The organism is Saccharopolyspora gloriosae (assembly GCF_022828475.1).
Classification (GTDB): Bacteria; Actinomycetota; Actinomycetes; order Mycobacteriales; family Pseudonocardiaceae; genus Saccharopolyspora_C; species Saccharopolyspora_C gloriosae_A.
Genome location: NZ_CP059557.1, coordinates 489,268 through 508,394, shown reverse-complemented (window position 1 = coordinate 508,394; position 19,127 = coordinate 489,268). Strand labels below are relative to the sequence as shown.

At 69.2% G+C, this 19,127-nt stretch carries 17 protein-coding genes and 1 pseudogene; 7 read left to right on the top strand and 11 right to left on the bottom strand.

Annotated elements, in window-relative coordinates:
* Positions 1–178: 178 nt before the first annotated feature.
* A complete protein-coding gene (locus H2Q94_RS02200) occupies positions 179–367 on the bottom strand; it encodes a hypothetical protein (protein ID WP_184483282.1) in 189 nt (62 codons plus the stop codon).
* Positions 368–553: 186 nt separating this feature from the next.
* On the opposite strand from H2Q94_RS02200, the gene H2Q94_RS02195 reads away from it, so the two are divergent.
* Entirely contained in the window at positions 554–2,812 is a 2,259-nt protein-coding gene (locus H2Q94_RS02195; protein WP_243791461.1) for a helicase-associated domain-containing protein, read from the top strand.
* Here H2Q94_RS02195 and H2Q94_RS02190 read toward each other — a convergent pair whose 3' ends face one another.
* The 5 genes from H2Q94_RS02190 to H2Q94_RS02170 form a co-directional block, all read right to left on the bottom strand.
* Positions 2,813–3,265 (bottom strand): hypothetical protein, encoded by a 453-nt coding sequence (locus H2Q94_RS02190; RefSeq protein WP_243791459.1) that lies wholly within the window; start codon positions 3,263–3,265, stop codon positions 2,813–2,815.
* Positions 3,266–3,444: 179 nt separating this feature from the next.
* The gene (locus H2Q94_RS02185) at positions 3,445–4,272 is read right to left on the bottom strand and encodes a hypothetical protein (RefSeq protein ID WP_243791457.1); all 828 of its coding nucleotides are present in this window, start codon (positions 4,270–4,272) and stop codon (positions 3,445–3,447) included.
* Between the two features lie 325 nt (positions 4,273–4,597).
* A complete protein-coding gene (locus H2Q94_RS02180) occupies positions 4,598–4,894 on the bottom strand; it encodes a hypothetical protein (protein ID WP_243791454.1) in 297 nt (98 codons plus the stop codon).
* Positions 4,891–5,259 (bottom strand): SAV_915 family protein, encoded by a 369-nt coding sequence (locus H2Q94_RS02175; RefSeq protein WP_243791452.1) that lies wholly within the window; start codon positions 5,257–5,259, stop codon positions 4,891–4,893. The genes H2Q94_RS02180 and H2Q94_RS02175 overlap by 4 nt, the downstream gene beginning before the upstream one ends.
* 390 nt (positions 5,260–5,649) lie before the next feature.
* Positions 5,650–5,907, bottom strand: coding sequence for a hypothetical protein (locus tag H2Q94_RS02170; RefSeq protein ID WP_243791450.1), 258 nt, complete (start codon positions 5,905–5,907; stop codon positions 5,650–5,652).
* Positions 5,908–6,155: 248 nt separating this feature from the next.
* On the opposite strand from H2Q94_RS02170, the gene H2Q94_RS02165 reads away from it, so the two are divergent.
* Both H2Q94_RS02165 and H2Q94_RS02160 read left to right on the top strand, forming a co-directional pair.
* The gene (locus H2Q94_RS02165; protein WP_243791447.1) at positions 6,156–7,004 is read left to right on the top strand and encodes a helix-turn-helix domain-containing protein; all 849 of its coding nucleotides are present in this window, start codon (positions 6,156–6,158) and stop codon (positions 7,002–7,004) included.
* Between the two features lie 2 nt (positions 7,005–7,006).
* Complete coding sequence (locus H2Q94_RS02160; RefSeq protein ID WP_243791445.1) at positions 7,007–7,204, top strand: DUF397 domain-containing protein; 198 nt, start codon at positions 7,007–7,009, stop codon at positions 7,202–7,204.
* Between the two features lie 45 nt (positions 7,205–7,249).
* Here H2Q94_RS02160 and H2Q94_RS02155 read toward each other — a convergent pair whose 3' ends face one another.
* The 4 genes and pseudogenes from H2Q94_RS02155 to H2Q94_RS02140 form a co-directional block, all read right to left on the bottom strand.
* Positions 7,250–7,849, bottom strand: a complete 600-nt coding sequence (locus tag H2Q94_RS02155) for a GTP-binding protein (protein WP_243791443.1) — start codon at positions 7,847–7,849, stop codon at positions 7,250–7,252.
* Between the two features lie 13 nt (positions 7,850–7,862).
* Positions 7,863–8,743: pseudogene (locus H2Q94_RS31080) on the bottom strand (DUF742 domain-containing protein).
* 46 nt (positions 8,744–8,789) lie between these two features.
* Complete coding sequence (locus tag H2Q94_RS02145) at positions 8,790–9,197, bottom strand: roadblock/LC7 domain-containing protein (protein WP_184485825.1); 408 nt, start codon at positions 9,195–9,197, stop codon at positions 8,790–8,792.
* Positions 9,198–9,217: 20 nt separating this feature from the next.
* On the bottom strand, positions 9,218–12,865 hold the full coding sequence (locus tag H2Q94_RS02140; RefSeq protein WP_243791440.1) for a sensor histidine kinase: 3,648 nt from the start codon (positions 12,863–12,865) through the stop codon (positions 9,218–9,220).
* Between the two features lie 684 nt (positions 12,866–13,549).
* Between H2Q94_RS02140 and H2Q94_RS02135 the strand changes: the two genes are divergently transcribed.
* The 3 genes from H2Q94_RS02135 to H2Q94_RS02125 are packed head-to-tail and all read left to right on the top strand — an operon-like array spanning position 13,550 to position 15,923.
* Complete coding sequence (locus H2Q94_RS02135; protein WP_243791437.1) at positions 13,550–14,317, top strand: ABC transporter permease; 768 nt, start codon at positions 13,550–13,552, stop codon at positions 14,315–14,317.
* The gene (locus tag H2Q94_RS02130; protein WP_243791435.1) at positions 14,317–15,135 is read left to right on the top strand and encodes an ABC transporter permease; all 819 of its coding nucleotides are present in this window, start codon (positions 14,317–14,319) and stop codon (positions 15,133–15,135) included. The genes H2Q94_RS02135 and H2Q94_RS02130 overlap by 1 nt, the downstream gene beginning before the upstream one ends.
* A gap of 11 nt (positions 15,136–15,146) precedes the next feature.
* On the top strand, positions 15,147–15,923 hold the full coding sequence (locus H2Q94_RS02125) for an ABC transporter ATP-binding protein (protein ID WP_243795478.1): 777 nt from the start codon (positions 15,147–15,149) through the stop codon (positions 15,921–15,923).
* A gap of 260 nt (positions 15,924–16,183) precedes the next feature.
* Here the strand turns inward: H2Q94_RS02125 and mdlC are convergent, their stop codons facing one another.
* The gene (gene mdlC / locus H2Q94_RS02120) at positions 16,184–17,782 is read right to left on the bottom strand and encodes a benzoylformate decarboxylase (RefSeq protein WP_243791433.1); all 1,599 of its coding nucleotides are present in this window, start codon (positions 17,780–17,782) and stop codon (positions 16,184–16,186) included.
* Between the two features lie 266 nt (positions 17,783–18,048).
* On the opposite strand from mdlC, the gene H2Q94_RS02115 reads away from it, so the two are divergent.
* The gene (locus H2Q94_RS02115; RefSeq protein WP_243791431.1) at positions 18,049–19,101 is read left to right on the top strand and encodes an ABC transporter substrate-binding protein; all 1,053 of its coding nucleotides are present in this window, start codon (positions 18,049–18,051) and stop codon (positions 19,099–19,101) included.
* Positions 19,102–19,127: the final 26 nt, after the last annotated feature.

The following is a 19,127-nucleotide window of genomic DNA, read 5'->3' as shown; positions in this document are numbered from 1 at the left end:
AAAGCCATTGAACTTCACCCGGCTGAGAAAAAGACTAGAACTTTCTCAAGTGTGATCGACGTCCGGCACGGTTACCGACGAGTCGGTCTTGACAGGGAGCCCCTGGACGCACAACGGCCCCGGATCCGCCGAGCGAGATCCGGGGCCGGAGGCGTGCGCGGCCGAGGCCGCTACGAAGTCACTTGTTGATCTTGGTGACGGGGTGCTCGTACGGGAACGTGCCCTCGTCGAAGGGGAACGTGACGTCGCCGAACGGCGACAGCGCGCCCTGCTTGTCGGCGACCAGCTCGCTGACCGGGTGCTCCCCGTCGCCCACGTGCGGCCACGTCGGGTCGATGCGGTCCTTCTTCGCGTTGCCACCGGCCACGGTGATCCTCCGGAAAGTCGTCGTGGGCGTACGACCACCAGTTTGCCCGATCGGGCGCCGCGATCGAACCCCGCCCTGCCCGATACGACGCGGATCACCGGCTGCGTCGCGCCGCCGGATGCTCGCCGTGCCGGATCGCTCACGATCCGAGCAGGTGTGCAGGGCCGACTCGGTATCGTGGCGGGGATGGCTTCACTCGCGGACTCCCTGCGCGCACGCGGCGACGAGGACCTCATGGCGTTGCTGCGCATGCGGCCCGACCTGGCCACGCCCCCGCCCGCGGACACGTCCGTGCTGGCGACCCGCGCGGGGGTGCGCTCCTCGGTGGCGCGCGCCTGCGAGGACCTGGACTCGTTCGCCCTGTCCACCTTGGAAGCGCTCGTGCTGCTGGACGCGGACTCCGCGCCGGTCACGCTGGAGGCGGTGGCCGAGCTGCTGGGCGCCGAGGTGACTCCGCAGCGGACTCGGCGAACGGTGCAGGACCTGCGCCATCGCGCGCTGGCCTGGGGTGAGGACTCCGAGATCGCCGTCGTGCCCACCGCAAGGGAGGCGCTGCCCGCCTTCCCGGCAGGCCTGGGCCGCCCGGCCGACGATCTCGACCCGGAAGCCGCCCACGCCGCGCTCGCCGAACTGGACGAGCAGGAACGCGACCTCGTCACGAAACTCGCCGGTCCCCGCCCGATCGGGCGCACCAAGGACGCCGGGCGCGGAATCACCGCGGACGAGGCGGCGACCCCGGTGCAGCGGCTGCTCGCGAAGGGCCTGCTGCTGCGTCGCGACACCGAGACCGTGGAGTTGCCCCGGCAGCTCGCGTTCGCGGTCCGCGGCGACAACCCGATGGGCCTGGTGGAGCCGGAGGAACCGCTGCTCGACCTCGTCGAACACGACCGGTCCACGGTGGATTCCACCGCCGCGGGCGAGGTGCTGGAGCTGCTGCGGCACTTGGAGTCGATGCTGCACCTGTGGAGCGAGGACCCGCCGGACGTGCTGCGTTCCGGCGGCATCGGGGTGCGCGACGTCCGCCGCGCCGCGAAGGAACTCGAAGTCGACGAGGCTCGGGTGTCGCTGCTGGTGGAGCTGGCGGTGGCCGCGAACCTGATCGCCGCCACCGACGGCTCCGAACCGCAGTGGACGCTCACCTACGGCGCCGACACGTGGCTGGCGTCCGGCCCGGAGCAGCGGTGGGCTCCGCTGGCGAAGAGCTGGGTGGAGCTGCCCCGGCTACCGGGCCTGATCGGGGCGCGGGACGAGAAGGACCGCCTGCTGGGACCGCTGTCCGAGGAATTGCGCCGCCCGCTGGCGCCCCGCGACCGGCACCGGATCCTGGGCCTGCTCGACGAACTTCCCGGCGGCCACGGCGTGCGCGGCGCCGACGACGTGGCGGCCGTGCTGGCCTGGCGTGCCCCGCGTCGCGGCGGACGGCTGCGCGACGACCTGGTGCGCTGGACGCTGCGGGAGGCGACGGCGCTGGGCATCGTCGCGCTCGGCGCGTTGTCCGGTGCCGGGCGCGCGGTGCTGTTCGACGATGCCGGTGCCGCGGCGCAGGTGCTCACCTCGGCGCTGCCGGAACCGCTGGATCACGTGCTGGTGCAGGCGGATCTGACGGTCGTCGCGCCCGGCAGGCTGGAACCGGATCTGGCGGCGGACATGAACCTCGTCGCCGACGTGGAGTCCGCGGGCAGCGCCACCGTCTACCGGGTGAGCGAGAGCAGCGTGCGCCGCGCGCTGGACGCGGGCCGCAGTGCCGACGAGCTGCACGCCCTGTTCCGCGACCGGTCCCGCACGCCCATCCCGCAGGGCTTGACGTACTTGATCGACGATGTGGCCCGCAGGCACGGCAGGCTCCGGGCGGGCACCGCATCGGCCTTCTTGCGCTGCGACGATTCGGTGCTGCTGGCGGAAGTGCTGGCGAGCCCACGCATCGGCGAGCTGGAACTGCGCCGCATCGCCCCGACCGTCCTGGTGAGCCCGCTGCCGCTGGTGGAGGTGCTGGACGGCTTGCGCGCCGCCGGTTTCGCCCCCGCCGCCGAAGGCCCCGACGGCCAGATCCTGGACCTGCGTTCGGACGGCCACCGGGTGCGCGGCCGCGCCAAGACGACACAGCAGGCGACGCTGCCCGCCCCGCCCGGCGAGGAGCAACTAGCGGAGCTCATCGCGCAGATGCGCTCCGGCGACCGCGCGGGCTCGGTCCGCAGGGGCAGCGCCATGAGCCCCGAACGCGGCAGGCCCAGCGCCGAGGCGACGTTGCGGCTGCTGCGCGACGCCGCCGTCCAGCAGCGCAGCGTGTGGCTCGGCTTCGTCAACTCCAACGGCGTGTCCAGCCAGGTCGTCGTCCAACCCGTCAGCGTCGGCGGCGGAGTCCTCCAAGGAGTGGATCGCGGCAGCGGCGAACCGGGCCGATTCCCCCTGCACCGCATCACATCCGTAGCGGTCGTCGAGGACTGATCACCGCAACTTGAGCTTGTCGAGGGCCTTCGGGTTGGTCTTCGCGCCCCGGTTCACCGAGTGGGCGATGCCGTTGTAGACGAGGTCCCACAGGTCCCGGTTCGCCTGGATCTCCCGCAGGTTGATGGAGAGCTCGGTGCCCTTCCGGTCCGCGAGCTCCAGATCCCACGACAGGCCGCCGCTGGTCCCGACGACCTGAACCTTCGTCAGCTCGTAGACGTCGACATGCCCGCCCTTCACCGCGAACCAGTCGGCACCGGCGGAGATTCCGGTCCTACGGCCCAGGAAGTACCAGAGCACCGGTGGCGCGGCGACGAAAATCCACAGTGTGGGCATCGTCCACATCCAGCTGAACCCCCAGTCCCGCAGACAACCGAACGCGAAGACGAGGATGGAGACGAAGAATCCTCCGATGACCGAGTTGGTCACCGAGCCCTGGTGCCATTCGAGCACGGGACCGTGCTCCTCGGGCGCTGCCGGGTACTTCGCCTTCGACGGATTCCTGCGGTCGCCTCCGTAATCACCGGCGACCGGCGCTCTCAATGGACGCGGGTCACCGGTCTGCGGGTTCGGTTTCGGAGACACTTCAGGCAACTCTGATCAGCCTTCCTGGAATCGAGCACTAAGACTGGTCAGTCCGGCCAGAACTCGTCAACTGCGAACCCGACCCCTACCCCGACGAGACCTCCGACCACAACTCCGACCGGACCACCGACCACAGCACCGACGATCGCGCCGGACGCGAATGAGGCGCCGCCACCTGCAATGGCCTGGCCTGGATCTTTCCCGGACTCAACGTCGTACCAGACACCGAAGCCTGTGATCAGGCCTCCGACGATCGGCAGCTTCGAGCCGACTTTGGTGGCGCCTTTGAGAATGGGGCTTCCCGTCTTCACCGGCTTGGGCACGATCTTTGTATCGATCGCCCTGATCCCCGCCTTCACCCGGTCCGGGAAGCGGTCGATCACCCTGGCCGCGCGAGTTGCCGCTGCGTCGTCCAGTGCGGCTTTGGCGTTCACCTCGTTGGTGACCTGGATGGCGATGGCCTTGGACCGGTTGGCGAAGCTGAGGTCGGTGCTCGCCGCGAGCTTCGACGCCCGTGCGGCCTTGTCCATCGCCACTTCGGCGAACTCTTTGAACTTGCTGGTCCGCACCGCTACTGCGGCGGTGGCGCCGCTGGTCATGTCGGTGAGGGTCAGTGCCAGTTTCGCCGGGTCGAAGGTGCCGGACAGGAAACGCACCAGCACGTGCTGGGAATCGCTCTCCTTCTTCTTGGCTTCCTTCACGATCTGGCTCGCCTGCGCGTAGGCCTGCGCCTTCTTCTCGAAGGCCGCGGCCGCCTGCGTCGCCGCCGCGTGGTCCTGCTTCTGCTGTGGCGTGGCAGGGCGGTCGGAGGGCAGCACCTCGGGTGTCGCCGGCGCTGGGCCGGGCTCCTGGATCTCGTAGCCCTTGATCTCCAAGCCGCCTCCGGTGGCGACGTCACGGGCGCGCTGCATTTGAGCTCGGACGGTGTGCAAGTCGTCAGCGTGCGTTTCCAGCGCGCCGCAGGTGTCGGTCAACGATCCGGCCAGGTTTTCGACGATCTTCCCCGCCTGGTCGAGCACGGCTCGGAACGAGTCCCCCGCCTGCTCGTGCCAACCGGCCTCGGAATCGCCGCGCACCCCGTGAATCTCGTCGCCGGTGGTGTCGGCGTGCTCGGCCTGTCCGCGCAGCCAGCCGCAGGTCGCGGTCAGGCTGTCAGGGTCTCCTTTACTTCGGTGTCGAGTCCCACGGTCTCCCCCTGCGCTAACGCGGCTGCTCGGCTTGCAGCTGCTGCGCTTTGAACGCTGCCGCCTGCTCGTAATCGGTCTCGGCGTAGACGGTGCGACTCTCCGCCACGGCATCGCCCAATGCGCCCACGTCGACGACGACATTGCCCAACGCCTCAGCCAGCACGGCGATCGCGCCATCGACAGCACCGGTCACTGAGCCTGCCTGCGTCTCAGGTGGTTCGGAAGCTCCGCCTTCAAGATCCGCACTCGCACCGCGCAGCTTCGAGGCCAGCCCGGCCAGCAGCGCCGGGTCGGCGTGCAGCCCGCTCATCGCGCCCCCTCCTGGTAGCGGGTGCGGAGCTCGTCCACCGGCAGCGCCGCATCCCAGAGGATCACGTCCGCTCCCGAACGAGCGCGAAGATCATCGATCTGATGCCCGCGCACCGCGACCCAGGCTTGTCCGTCGCCGCAGCCGTCCACGAGTTCTCGCAGTGAGGTGAACGCGAGCAACGCACGGTCGCCTTGCGCCGTGTCGCGCAGTTCCAGCGTCACTTCCTCGTCCTGCCGGGTGGCCCGCTGGGACGGCAGGTAGACCGTTTCCGGTACTTGTTCCTCGGATTCGATGTGCTCGGCTCGGAAGACCGCCGGTGCAGCCTGCTCGTGTTCCCGCATCACGTGCCGGTCGCCATAGACCACGAACGCGTCTCCCTCCCCTGTCGGCGCGTTTCGCGCACGATATCGCTCGTACCAGGCGATTCACGGCACTCCCGGGTCCTCACCTGATCAGCCCAGCGGATCACTTCCACCGTGGTGTGAATCAGCTTCGCCGCTGCCGCTTGCGATTCGAGCCGTCACGACGATTCGGGATCGGTATCCGGACCGACACCGCTGCCGAGGACGTCGGTGTCCACGCGGGACGGGATGGGCGGGCCGATGGGAGCGGGGTCGCCAGGGGCTGCCATGCGGGCTCCTCTTGTGGTGTGGGTGGGGAGCCCGGCCCTCGCGCCGGGGAACGCGAGGACCGGGCGAACGGTCCGATGCCGGTCGGGGAAGAGGGGAGGCGGCATCGGACCGGATCAGAGGGGGTCAGGTCGGCCAAGTCGGAGCCGAGTCGGCGACCTGCCCGGCGGACTCTTCAGTGGGGCAAGGGCCGAGGGTCAGGCAGGCCGTGCAGAGCTCTCGGCCACTGGGGAGGTCGCGCGGGACGTCGAGTCTGCGGTGCACCGGGCCGCGCACGAAGTGGCCGCATTCGCCGATCGCCGAACCGCTGCCGGTGACGCCGATGATGCGGTGCCAGTGCGACTCGTAAGCGGCGGCCATCCAGCCGAAATCTCGCACGGTCACGCGAAACTCCTTTGTCCGCAATGCTTTCTCGGCTCGCTCGAACTCGGATCGATGGCTCGGGATCACCCGAGCAGGACGCGGCTCCGACGCCGGTGCAGCTCCCGCCAGTAGCGGCGGGAGCGCTGCCGAGCCCGCCATCTCGACCAGGTTTTGACCATGACCGAAACGTATCGGTTTGAAATTTCATTCGGCAATCGCTCGATCGAGCGATCATGTTCCGGGAACGTTTCGTGGCAAGATCCGCGGGCATGAACAACTCCTGGCCCGCCGTCCGCCGCGTGCAGGTCGGCCTGATCCTGCGGAACCTGCGGCGCGAATCCGGGGTGAAACCGAAGGAGATCGCCGAACGGCTCGACTGGTACCCGAGCAAACTGACGAAGGTCGAACGCGGCGATCTCACCGTGTCGGCGGCCGAGGTCGACGTGCTGCTCGGCATGTTCGGCGTCACCGAGAGCGAGGACACCACCCGACTTCGCGCACTGGCCAAGGAAGCACGACGACGTGATCAACCGGCGCGAGTGCCGGACTGGGCCTCCACTTACGTGGCGTTGGAAGGCGCTGCGGCGGAGTTGAAGGTCTACGACACCGAACTGATCCCAACGGTCTTGCAGACCGAGGACTATGCGCGGGCAGTGCTGTCCAACCCGCTCGACGAGACGGTCGATCCGGAACCCGCTGTGGCGGAACGGAAATCCAGGTCAGCACGCCTGCTGGCAGCGGATGGGCCGACGGTGTGGGTCGTGCTCGGCGAAGCTGTGCTGCACCGCTTGGTCGGTGGATCAGCGGTACTGCGGGAGCAGCTCCAGCATCTTCGGAAGTCCGCGGCGAAATCGAACGTCACCGTGCAGATCTTGCCGTTCTCGACTGGTGAGCACGTCGCTCTGGGCAGTTCGTTCCGGCTGATCACGCTGGACGAGCCGCCTGCGACGTTCGTGTACTCCGAAGGCTTGACCGGAGCTGAATACATGGACAAGCCTGTGCACACCGAAGCGCACGCGAAAGCGTTCGACAACCTGCGCATGGTGGCGGCTTCGGACCGGCAGACGGCCCGCATGCTGGATCAGCGGGTCAAGGAGTTGAAGCAAGCGACGGAGTGACCATGGCAGACCTCAGCGGCAGGACTTGGCGCAAGGCAACCAGATCGCAGGGCGCCGACAACTGCGTCGAGGTCGCGCTCGCCGGTTCCGCTGCGGCGATTCGGGACAGCAAAGCCCCGGAAGCCGGGTACTTGACGGCGAATTCCGCGCAGTGGGCGGGTTTTCTCGGCGCGCTCAAGAGCGGCGCGCTGGACGGCTGAGCCGAGCCGGGAACGCGGTCTCCCCGTGGACCGCGTTCCGGCCTGTCAGCTCTTCGCCTGGGACTTCGAAGACGAAGCGGGCGCGGCCAAGCGGCGGCGCATCGCGTGCTCGACCAGCGTGATCAGCGCCGTCTTGGTGGACTCCCGGTTCCGGGCGTCGCAGGAGATCATCGGCACCGACTTGTCGATCGTCAGCGCCTCGCGCACGTCCTCCATGTTGTGGTGCAACATGCCGTCGAACGTGTTCACCGCGACGACGTACGGCAACTGCCGGTCGTCGAAGAAGTCGATCGACGCGAACGCGTCCGCCAAGCGGCGGGTGTCGACCAGCACGATGGCGCCGATGGCGCCCTTGACCAGGTCGTCCCACATGAACCAGAACCGGTGCTGCCCGGGCGTGCCGAACAGGTACAGGATCAGGTCAGAGTCGAGCGAAACCCGGCCGAAGTCCATCGCGACCGTGGTGGTGACCTTGCCGGGCGTCGCGCTCAGGTCATCGACCCCCACGCTCGCCTCGGTCATCACCGCCTCGGTCGTCAGCGGCATGATCTCGGAGACCGAGCCGACGAAGGTCGTCTTGCCGACCCCGAAACCGCCGGCGACGACGATCTTGGTCGAGGTCTTGCCGCTGCTTTGATTGTCCATGATCGCCCGGGGATCAGAGCTTCCGGAGGCCACTGAGCACCCTCTCCAAGAATTCCATCGACGGTCCGTCTCCCACGACCATTCCGTTCTCGTGGATGAGGACCAAGCCGAGTCCGGCCATGTCACCGATCAACACCCGCACCACACCCAGAGGCAGCCGCAAGTGGGCCGCGACCTCGGCGACCGACCGGGCCTCCATGCAGAGACCGCAGATGGAGCGGTGCTCCGGCGTCGCCGGGTTGCTTTGCCCCGGCCACGTTCGCTAGTGGAGACCAGCGTCTCGATAGCAAGATCATAATCGGTGCGGGTGCGGCCCCTCGTTCGGGCATAGGGTCGCACCAGCGAGCCCGTGTCCTGCATTTCTCCGTGATCCACCGGCCCGCCGGGGATCGCGGGCATCGACCCGGAGATCGACGGCAACGACTGCGACACGGGCGGCAAGGACTGCGACAGGGACGGCATGGAACCCGACGGCGGACCGCTGTCATGCCGACCTTGCCCACGGGAACCGGTGCCCGCCTGCGAATCCCAGCCCCGCGAATCCCAGCCGGACGATTGCCTGCCGTGCGCGCCCGTACCGGGCGAGCTGTGGCCGTAGGGCAGATCCAGCGGCGAAGGCTGATCCGGCGGAGACGGGTTCGAAGGCCCCGGAACCGAACCGGACGAGACCGACGGCATCGAGGACGACGACATCCCGGAACCGAACAGGTCCGCTCCGGGGCCGCCGAACAGCGCGCGACTGTAGTCAGAACCGCCCGACGAACCGGGCCACGAGTCCGGCTGTCCCCCGCGTGGATCGTCGACGAAGTCGTCCTGCCACGAGTCGGCTCCGCCACTGCGGTTGTACATCCGGAACAGGTCGCCGTCCCAGTTCGGATCGGGACCGGAGTTCATGACGAATCCCCCTCACACGTCGCCGATTCGAACGGCACGGCAAGAATCATCGCCGGACCATGCCCTGCAATTGCGCGCGCAGTTCGGGCGTGAGCTGCTTGCCGACCCGCTCCACGAGCAAGGTCATCTCGTAGGCCACCAGGCCGATGTCGGCGTTCGGAGCCGCCAACACCGCCAAGCACGACCCGTCGCTGATGGACATCAGGAACAGGTAGCCCTGCTCCATCTCGACGACGGTCTGCGTGACGTCGCCCGCCTCGAAGCAGCGCGCTGCGCCCTGCGTGAGGCTGACGAGCCCGGAGGCGACCGCGGACAACTGCTCGGCGCGATCCCGCGGCAGGCCCTGCGAACCTGCCAGCAGGAGGCCGTCCGCGGAGACCACGACGGAGTGCGCGACGCCGGGAACCCGGCGCACGAAATCGGTGATCAGCCAACTGAAGCTGTTCTGGCTCATGGGTTGCTGGACGGACCCGGTCACTCCTGCTCCTCGGGACGGCTCGGGGTCGAGCGGGGCGGTTCGGTCGAGACTGGTTCTGCCTTTGCGTGCCTACCACGCCGGACGCCGCTCTGGAAGTTGGACATCCGTCCACGAACGGCATCGGCCGAACGCGGTGCGGCAGGTTTCGCAGGCATCGGAGACTGCGTTCGCGGTGCTGCGGAGCCCGGTACCAGGTTCGATTTCGGAACCCGCTTGGGCAGCCCCGCCGCGGTGGTCTCCTGGGTTTGGCGGGTTTGCGCCACCAAAGCTTCGGCGGCCTGCCAGCCCACATCCGCCGAACCCCAGCCCGGATCGGGCGGCGTGGCAAGGATGTGCCCGCCGCTGTCCGAACGGCCCGGCGTCGACGTGTCCGCACCACCGGCTGCGGGGGTCTCCCCGCCGACGGAGCTGAACCCGCTGGTCGCGTCGAGCGCATCCGAGCCGGTGATCGGCTCGGGATCGTTCTGCTCCATGGCCTCGCGGCGAGCCCGGCGGCCGGTGCTCGCACCGGAGTCCGCCGCGGCACCGGACGACTTGCGAGCGTCGGACGAGGACTCGGCGGATCGCGCTTCCGATCCGGACGAATCCAAGCTGAGCGAACCCGCGCTGGGCGCGGTCGCCTCCGGCGTCGGCTCGTCGCTGCCCTCGCGGAACCACTGCGACAGCACGGCCTCGTAGATCGGCAACCGCTCCGTCGGAGCGTCGTCGCCCTCGCGGCGTGCCTGGTGCGCGTACCCCAGTGGCGGCGGCGACGGTGCGGCCTCGGGCTGAGGCTCCGCCGGGGACTCCTCGGGGAGGCCGGCGTCCCAGTCGAAGCCGTTCGGCGGACGCGTGATCTGCTGCGTCTTCTCCGCCTCGTACGGGCTGTGGAACAAGTCCTGCGGTTCACCCTGGACGCGGCCCAGCGTGGTCGTGACGTCCTCACCCAACTGCGGCGCGTCCAATCCTGGGGGGGCTCCGCACTGGCCGTCGAAGTCCGCCGGGGCGGGCTCCTCGGGCCACACTTCGGAGCTCCGCTCCGGGACCTCGGGTTCGACGGGCGGCTCGGTGTCCGGCCGGATGGCGGCCTGTTCCGCGGTGTGCCAACGCGGCACGTCGGTCACGCCGAACGAGTCACCCGATGCGACGCGGAACGAGTAGTCCCCGGGTGCGTCGGCGGGCTCTTCGTCGGCGTCCTGCCACTGGGCGTCCTGGCGCTCGACCTCCGGCTGCTGCGCTTCCGCGGCCGGTTCGGGGCCGTCCTGCTCGCCCTGCGGTTCGAGCGCGTGCTCCGCCTCGTCGTCCTCGGTGATCCACACCGGGGAGATGTGCGTCTTCTCGATCCCGCCGTGCCCGTTGCTGCTCACCGGCACCTGCGTGGCGCGGGAGGACTCCGGGTCGGAGCCGGAGAGCTCCTGCATCGGCTCCACCGGCGGCAGCTGCGAGGACGAGTCCGTGCCGCGGCCGTTCGTGGCCGCGGCACCGCCGAACGCGGCGGCCAGCCCCAGGTGCGTACCGGTGTCGGACGCGTCCCGGTCGTCCGCGGAAACCCGCTGCACGTCGGGCATCGGGCGCGGACCGTCCGGGGTGAGCTGCACGACGAACTCGCCGGAGAGCCGCACGCTGGCGGTCACGCCGCCTTCGAGGTCACCGTTGTTGCGCAGGTCCACCCGGATGTCGTGGCGGCGGGCCAGCTGCCCGACCACGTACAGACCCATCCGGCGGGACACCGCGACGTCGATCTCCGGCGGCCGCGTGAGGCGCTCGTTGATCTCGCCGAGCTCGGCGGCGTCGATGCCCACGCCGCGGTCCCGGATCTCCAGCACCAGTTCCTGCCTGCGGTAGGCGGTGCGGACGGTGACCTCGGTGTCCGGGTTGGAGAACACCGTGGCGTTCTCCAGCAGCTCCGCCACCAGGTGCACGAAGTCGTTGACCACGCGGCCCTGGATGCCCAGTTCCGGGGAGTCGGCGACCGAAACGCGGGTGTACTGCTCCACTTCGGACACCGCCGCGCCCACGACCTCGGTCAGCGGGACCGGCTGCATCATCCGCCGGGTCAGGTCGGTGCCACCGAGAATCAGGAGGTTCTCGTTGTTCCGGCGCATGCGGGTCGCCAGGTGGTCCAGCTCGAACAGGCTCGACAGCTGGTCCGGGTCCTGCTCGTCCTGCTCCAGCCGGTCGATCAGGGACAGCTGACGCTGCACCAGGGTCTGACTGCGGCGGGCCAGGTTCACGAACAGGTCGTTGACGTTGTTCCGCAGCAGCGCCTGCTCGGAAGCCAGGCGCAGCGCCTGCGAGTGCACCGCGTCGAACGAGCGGGCGACCTTGCCGATCTCCTCCCGGCTGTAGACCGGGATCGGCTCGATGTGCGTGAGCGAACCCGAGCCCGGACCGGACTCGTTCAGAATCGAACGGACCGCCTCCGGCAGGCCCCGGTCCGCCACGTCCAGCGCCGAACGGCGCAAGGTGCGCAGTGAACCGAGCAGCGAGCGCGCCACGATCAAGGCGACCGCGAGCGCCACCACCAGAGCGAGCAGCGTGGCGACGCTGACCGCGATGGTGCGCTGCTGCGCCCCGGAGGCCGCGTCGTTGGCCGCTTCCTCCAAGCGCTCGTGCAGCTGGCCGCCGACCTGGTCGATCAGGTCCACGCCGCGGTTCGAGACCGCGTCCCACTCCTGCGCGTTCAGCGCGCTCAGCGACTGCTCGGAGCTGTCGAAGGCCAGCGCGCTCTGCGACATGCTGTTCGCGCGGTCGACCTCGGCGCCGGTGACGGTGTCCCGGTACAGCTGCTGCTGCTGTTCCGTGGCGACGGCGTTGAAGTCGCTGATCGCGGTCTGCAGCTGCGCCTCGGCCGCGAGCAGCTCGCGGTTCTGGTCGGTGCGGAACTGGCCCGCCCGGATCGCGTCGTTGAGCAGCGCGGCCCGGACCGAAGCGGCCTCCTGCGCGTCCGCGACGGCGTTCGTCGCCAGCGTCAGCCGCAGCAGGTTCGAGTCACCGATGTTGCTGACGCTCTGCTGACCGAGGTCGAGCAGCGCGTCGATGCTCTGGCTGTAGGTGCGCAGCACGCCTTCCGGCGGGTACTGCGTCGCGTCGACCGACTCCCGCAGGCTCCCGAGCCGACTTTCCAGGTTGCTCGCCGCGATGCGGTACGGGGCGGCGATGTCGGTGTCGTTCTGCTCGATCAACGCTTGGAAGTCGCCGAGCGCGGCGTCGACCTTGCCGCGGGTGTCGTCCAGCGGCGCCCGATCCCCGGACCGGCCGGCTGCGACGTAGGAGACCGCGAGGTCGCGCTCACGCTGCAGGGTGTGGGTCAGATCGTCGGCGGTCTTCTCCAGGTGCACCTGCTGGTGCGTCTGGTCGAGCAGACGGGCTTCCCTGAACCCGTCGTAAATGTGCAGGCCGCCGAACACGACGGCACTGATCAGTGGGATGAGCAGGACCGCTAACAGCTTGGTGCGCAGTCGCCAGTTACTCAGTCGCCAGTCGCCGGGACCACTGTCCTGACCGGACCGCGAGTACGCGGAACCCAGGCTCAGCGAAGCACTTTGACTTTCGGTGCCGAGCGACTGACCTTCGGTGCCGAGCGCCTCGCCCATGTGGTGGATACCGGCGTCCGCCTGCTCCGTGCGGCTCAGGCGCTCGCGACCTGTGTCTCCTCGGGCCACTCCAGGCTTCCTCTTCCGACAGCAGCGGAGGCTCGCACCGCTCACGAAAAATCTACACTTGCACCGCGCTCAGGATCGAACCCGCAGCTCAGCGGGTCGAATCTCGACACGGAAGGCGGGCTGGCACCCGATGTGACGGTACCGGCACGCCTCGCGTTCCAGCGCAGCACAGGGTACTTGCGACGACCGCCGACGGGGAAGTGGGTAAGGACACGGAAGGTAACGTACCTGGCGCTTCCTTCACTCCAAAGAGGAGCATCACCAGTCTTGACCTAGCCCGTCACTCACCGTGCCCGCCGGGCGTTCCAGGTATCCGAAACGCCCGACCTACCACCCGTTCGGGCTATCACCTAGGCTCACGACCGGCTCTGCGGCTGCGCGAGCTCCGGTCGATGACGACCGCCGTTCGACAAGCACTGAGAGCACCTTAGAGCCGAGCCCGTCGACACCGTCGCCTGGGTGATCATCATCCTCTCCACCAGCGGCGATGATCCGTCCGTGGGCCGTTCGCAGCAGGCCGTGCGGCCACCTGCCGACCGGCTCCCGGAGGCGCTCGGCCAGACCCGGCGACACCGGGACATCCACGCCGTTCAGCGAGGAGACACAGCCAGGATGCGCACCGCCGCAGACAGCGACACCCGCCCCCGCCGCGATCCCTCCGCACCGCCGGAAAGGAGCTGACCGGTGGCCCGACTCGCTCGCGGCCTGGCCGGACTGGCCGGCCTGCTGGTGCTGTGGGAACTCTGCTGCGCGATCGGCGTCCTCGACGCCCGCTTCATCCCGCCGCCCTCCACGGTGGGACCGCGCATCGTCGAACTGCTCGGTGCCGACGCGGAGTTCGCGCTGGACACCGTCGCGACCATCCTGACCTTCCTCATCGCGCTCGGGCTCGCCGCGCTGATCGCGATCCCGCTGGGCCTGCTGCTGGGCAGCGTCCGCCCCGCCCGGATCGCCGGCCTCACCGTGGTGGAGTTCCTGCGCCCGCTGCCCGCGGTCGCGCTGCTGCCGCTGCTGATGCTGCTGCTCGGCTCCGGACCCGAGACCAAGATCGCGCTGGCCACCTACGCGGCGCTGTGGCCGATCCTGTTCAACACCATGTACGCGCTGGACGAGATGGATCCGCTCTACACCGACATCGCGCGGTCCTTCGGCTTCGGCAAGGTGCGCACCATGTTCACCGTCGCGCTGCCGCACGCCGCGCCGTTCATCGCCACCGGCATCCGCATCTCGGCCTCGATCGCCCTGGTCGTCGTGGTCGTCGTGGAGCTCATCGCGGGCGGGGCGCGCGGCGTCGGCACCTTCATCCTCGAAGCCAGCAGCGGCGGCGGGCAGATGGACCTGGTGCTCGCGGGCACCGTCATCGTCGGCGCCATCGGATACCTGATCAACTCCGGGCTGCAGCAGGCGCAACGCAAGCTGTTCGGCTGGACCGAGAGCCGGGAGGAACCGTGATGACGCATCGGATCGTCTCGAACATCCGGAACTTCCTGGTCAAGTGGGGCCTGCTGCTGGTCGCGGTGGCGCTCTGGGAGCTCGCCACCCGCCTCGCGGCGAACGTCTACTTCCTGCCGCCGACGCGGATCGTGGCGCACGCGTGGGAGATCTGGCTGACCGGACCCGCCTCCCAGCTGTGGCTGACCGACGCCGTGTTCCGCGACGTGCTGCCGAGCCTGGGCAGGCTGTTCGGCGGCTGGCTGATCTCCGGCGTGATCGGCGTGGTCGTCGGCATCGCGCTCGGCCGCTCCCGCAAGGCCACCGAGTACGTGGGGCCGCTGCTGGACTTCTGCCGCTCGCTGCCGACGCCGGCGCTGGTGCCGCTGTTCCTCGTGCTGTTCAGCCTGGGCACGCCCATGCAGCTGGCGACGATCATCTTCGGCACCGTGTTCACCGTCGTGCTCAACACCGCCGACGGCGCGGCCTCGGTGGACGGCGTAAAGCAGCACACCGCGCTGGCGTTCGGCATCGGACGCTGGGACTGGTGGACGCGGATCGTGCTGCCCGCCGCCGCCCCGAAGATCTTCGCCGGGCTGCGGGTCAGCCTCTCGCAGGCGCTGATCCTGATGGTGGTGTCCGAGATGGTCGGTGCCAGCACCGGTCTCGGTTTCCAGCTGATCTACGCGCAGCAGCAGTTCGAGTTCCCCGACCTGTGGGCCGGGATCGTGCTGCTGGCGCTGCTCGGCTATCTGCTCAACACGGGCCTGCTCGCGGTGCAGCGGCGCGCGCTGAGCTGGCAGCAAGCCTCCGACCAGCCCGCCCAAGCGAAAGGATGACCGTGAGCACCATGCTGGAAGTGACCGGGCTCGGTCACACCTACCCCGGAAAGCAGCGGCACGTCGCCATCGAGGAGTTGGGCTTCACGGTGCGCACCGGCGAGCTCACTTGCATCGTCGGCCCGTCCGGCTGCGGCAAGTCGACGCTGCTGCGACTGGTCGGCGGCCTGCAGCGGCCCAGTTCCGGGCGCATCGCGCTGCACGGCTCCGAGATCGACGGAGTGCCCGAGGACCTCGCCGTCGTGTTCCAGGACTACGGCCGTTCGCTGTTCCCGTGGATGACGGTGCGCGGCAACGTGGAGTTCCCGCTGCGCACGCGCTCGGTGAACCGCCGGGAACGCGCCGAGGAGGCGCTGGCCTGGGTGGGCCTGTCGGACGCGGCGAAGAAGTACCCGTGGCAGCTCTCCGGCGGCATGCAGCAGCGCGTGGCGATCGCCCGCGCGCTGGCCACCCGGCCCGCGCTGCTGCTGATGGACGAGCCGTTCGCCTCCGTCGACGCGCAGACCCGGTTCGAGCTGGAGGACCTGCTGCTGTCGGTGCGCGAGGAGTACGGCAGCACGATCCTGCTGGTCACCCACGACATCGACGAGAGCATCTACCTGGGCGACCGGGTGCTGGTGCTGTCCAAGTCGCCCGCGACGGTCGTGGCCGAGCTGGACGTGGCGCTGGGCGGGCAGCGCGACCAGATCGCCACCCGTGCCTCCGCCGAGTTCGTGCGGCTGCGCAGCCACGTGGCGCGGCTGCTGCACTCGCCCACGGCCGACCCGCACGTGGCCGCCTCGGGGTGAACCGAACCGGCGCCCGCCGTTCATCTGATCGGATTGCGGCGGGTGCACCACTTCGGCGTGTGCCCATTGGCGCACCCGCTTTCGGGCCGCGACGCCATTCAGCAGTCCGGATCCACGGACTTACCGAGTAGTAGCGATTACTCTCCGAATGCGACATCCGGGCGAATCATGAAAAGACTGGTGAAAATCCCAGAATCACCACTTCGCTCGGATGTCGAGAACATTCGCAAGGGATACTCCGCGAATCAGGGAATTCGATCTCAGTACAGTTTCCGGGCGCTGGGCGCGACCGGGACGTGCAGCACGGTCGGCCCCGGTTCGGCCAGCGCCGAGCGCAGCTCCCGGTCCAGCTCCGCCAGATCGTCCACCCGGCGTGCCGAGCAGCCCAATCCGCTCGCGACCGCGACGAAGTCGATGCCGCCGAGCGCCACACCGGGCATCTTGCCGTCGGAACCGACCTCACCGAGCACCCGGACCGCCGCATACTCCTCGTTGTCCAGCACCAACATCGTCAACGAAGCGTGCTCCTGAGCGGCCGTCCACAGCGCCTGGATGCCGTACATGCTGGCGCCGTCGCCGATGATGCCCAGCACCGGACGGGACGGGGCGGCCAGCGCCGAGCCGACCAGCGCGGAGATCCCGTAGCCCAGCGAACCGCTGGCCCCGGCGTGGAAGTCCTGGTCAGGCGAGTGGAACGGCAGGTGCCGCTGGATCGTCTGCTTGTGCGTCGGCGCCTCGGTGACCACAACGGCGTCCGCGGGCAGCAGCTCGTGCACCAGGCTGATCACGTGATCGGCCTGCGGCGGGGTGCTCATCGGCGGCAGCTCCGGTCGTGACCAGGCCTGCGCGGCGGGCCGATCCGACGGCGCCACCTCGGCCAGCAGCTGGCGCAGCGCCGGGGCGAGGCCCGCGTGCACGCCCCGCAGGGGGTGCCGGGTGCGCGCGAGGATCTCCGGATCGTCGCTGATCACGAAGCCCTGCGGCCTGCGATTCTCCGGTTCGCCGCGGTGCACGTGGTAGGTGAACGCGGGCGCCCCGAACACCGTGACCAGGTCGTGGTCCCGCAGCGCGGCGGCCACCGCCGGTTCCGCGGGCTGCAGGAACCCGGCGAACTGCGGGTGGGTCTCCGGGAACGAGGACCGCGAGACCATCGGCGAGATCCACACCGCGGCGCCGGTGCGCTCGGCGAGGTCCACCAGCTCGGCGACGGCGCCCGCCTCGATCACGGCCGGTCCGACGACGAAGGCGGGGCGCTCGCAGTCGCGCAGTTCGGCGGCGAGCTCGGTGATCACCGCCGGGTCCGCGGCGGGCGTCGCGACGGGCGCCGGTGCGGCGACCGGCTCACCCGGCTGATCCCAGTCGTCGGCCGGGACGGACAGGAACACCGGGCCGCGCGGCCCCTGCATGGCCAGTTGATAGGCCCTGATCAGCGCCAGCGGAACGTCCGCGGCACGAGCCGGTTCCAGCGACCACTTCACGTACGGCTTGGGGAACTGGGCGGCCTCGGTCGCGCCGAGGAACGGGTCGTGCGGCAGCAGCCTGCGGTCCTGCTGACCGGCGAGCACGATCATCGGCGTGCGGTTGCGGTAGGCGCCGAACACCGCCCCGAGCGCGTGCCCGACTCCGCCCGCGGAGTGCAGGTTGACCAGCACCGCGTTCCCGGTCTGCTGGGCGTACCCGTCGGCCATGGAGGTCACGACGGACTCCTGCAGCCCGAGCACGTAGCGGAAGTCGTCGGGCCATTGATCCAGGAACGGGACCTCGGTGGTGCCCGGGTTGCCGAAGACGGTCGTCAACCCGAGATCGCGCATGAGGCCGCGCGTGATGTCGCGCACGGTCGGCATACCAGAAGCCTCCATCAACATTCTCCTCAGCAGGGGCCGCACATTCACACATTTCCCTACAAATGCGAGAAAAAAGGACCGCCGAACGACGTGGAGCTACACCCAGCCCCTATGCAATTACCCTTCGTCACCGGGAACTAGATCACCTTGACACGCTCGGGTAAGTGCGATTCCAATCCTATTGCAGCCTGTTAAGCAGGCCAGACGTGGGCTTCCGGCGCCACCCCGCTCGGCACCTTCGTTTCCCCTTACGCACCGCTCGCCCGAGGAGGCACCCCCGCATGCCGAGCAGACCGGCCCCACGTGGAACACGGCACCGCGCTACCCGCGCACTGCTGTCCATCGCCACGATCGGCATCACGACTTTCGCGTTGAGCGGCTGCGGGCTGCTCAGCGGCTCCGACGGAGCGGGCGGCGATACCAGTGGCGGCAAGGGCCCGGAGAAGGACACGGTAGTCGTGGGCTCGCTGCCCGCGCTGTCCCAGGCTCCGATCGCGGTGGCGCAGGCCAAGGGCTACTTCGCGGACGAGGGCCTCACCGTCAAGGTGCAGCCGGTCTCCGATGGCCCGGCGGCGCTGACCTCGCTGATCTCGGGCCAGAACGACGTGAGCCTCGGCAGCTACACGGCGCCGATCAAGGCGCAGGCCACCGGCGCGGCCGACCTCAAGATCATCAGCGAGATGATGATCTCGGTGCCGAACACCATGAACATCATGGTGCTGCCCGGCTCCAAGATCAAGAAGCCGGAAGACCTGGCCAACGCCAAGATCGCCTACAGCGCGCCCGGCGCCATCACCGACATCGGCACCAAGGCCGCGCTGCAGGACCGGGGCATCGACGTCTCCGACGACCAGTTCGTGCGCTTCGGCTTCCCCGACATGCTGCCCGCGCTGCAGAACGGCCAGATCGACGCGGCGGTGATGACCGAACCGTTCATCACCCAGGCCGCCAAGAACGCAGGCGCCGTCTCGATCATGGACGCGTTCTCCGGCGGCACCGCGGACTTCCCGGTGGCAGGCGCCATGACGACCTCGAAGTTCGCCGAGGAGAACCCGCAGACGCTGAAGGCTTTCCAGCGGGCCGTGCAGCGCGCCCAGGTGACCGGGCAGAACCGCGCCGAAGTCACCCCGCTGCTCCCGCAATTCGCCAAGATCACCCCGGAGCTCGCGCCGATCGTGGAGCTCGGCAAGATCCCGACCTCGATGGACGCGTCCCGGTTGCAGCGGGTCGCGGACCTGATGAAGCGCTTCGGGCAGATCGACAAGCAGATCGATGTCTCCCAGATGCTGGTCGAACCGCCCCCGTTGGAGCAGAATCCGACCGGTGGCGCGTGATCGCGCGCCGCTAGACAGCTGAAGCC

What these genes read in the sequence shown, in the direction of transcription:
- H2Q94_RS02195 (WP_243791461.1), top strand. Translation starts at nt 554, where the DNA reads ATGGCTTCACTCGCGGACTCCCTGCGCGCACGCGGCGACGAGGACCTC.
- H2Q94_RS02180 (WP_243791454.1), bottom strand. Translation starts at nt 4,894, where the DNA reads ATGAGCGGGCTGCACGCCGACCCGGCGCTGCTGGCCGGGCTGGCCTCG.
- H2Q94_RS02165 (WP_243791447.1), top strand. Translation starts at nt 6,156, where the DNA reads ATGAACAACTCCTGGCCCGCCGTCCGCCGCGTGCAGGTCGGCCTGATC.
- H2Q94_RS02160 (WP_243791445.1), top strand. Translation starts at nt 7,007, where the DNA reads ATGGCAGACCTCAGCGGCAGGACTTGGCGCAAGGCAACCAGATCGCAG.
- H2Q94_RS02155 (WP_243791443.1), bottom strand. Translation starts at nt 7,849, where the DNA reads ATGGACAATCAAAGCAGCGGCAAGACCTCGACCAAGATCGTCGTCGCC.
- H2Q94_RS02145 (WP_184485825.1), bottom strand. Translation starts at nt 9,197, where the DNA reads ATGAGCCAGAACAGCTTCAGTTGGCTGATCACCGATTTCGTGCGCCGG.
- H2Q94_RS02130 (WP_243791435.1), top strand. Translation starts at nt 14,317, where the DNA reads ATGACGCATCGGATCGTCTCGAACATCCGGAACTTCCTGGTCAAGTGG.
- H2Q94_RS02125 (WP_243795478.1), top strand. Translation starts at nt 15,147, where the DNA reads ATGCTGGAAGTGACCGGGCTCGGTCACACCTACCCCGGAAAGCAGCGG.
- mdlC (WP_243791433.1), bottom strand. Translation starts at nt 17,782, where the DNA reads ATGGAGGCTTCTGGTATGCCGACCGTGCGCGACATCACGCGCGGCCTC.
- H2Q94_RS02115 (WP_243791431.1), top strand. Translation starts at nt 18,049, where the DNA reads ATGCCGAGCAGACCGGCCCCACGTGGAACACGGCACCGCGCTACCCGC.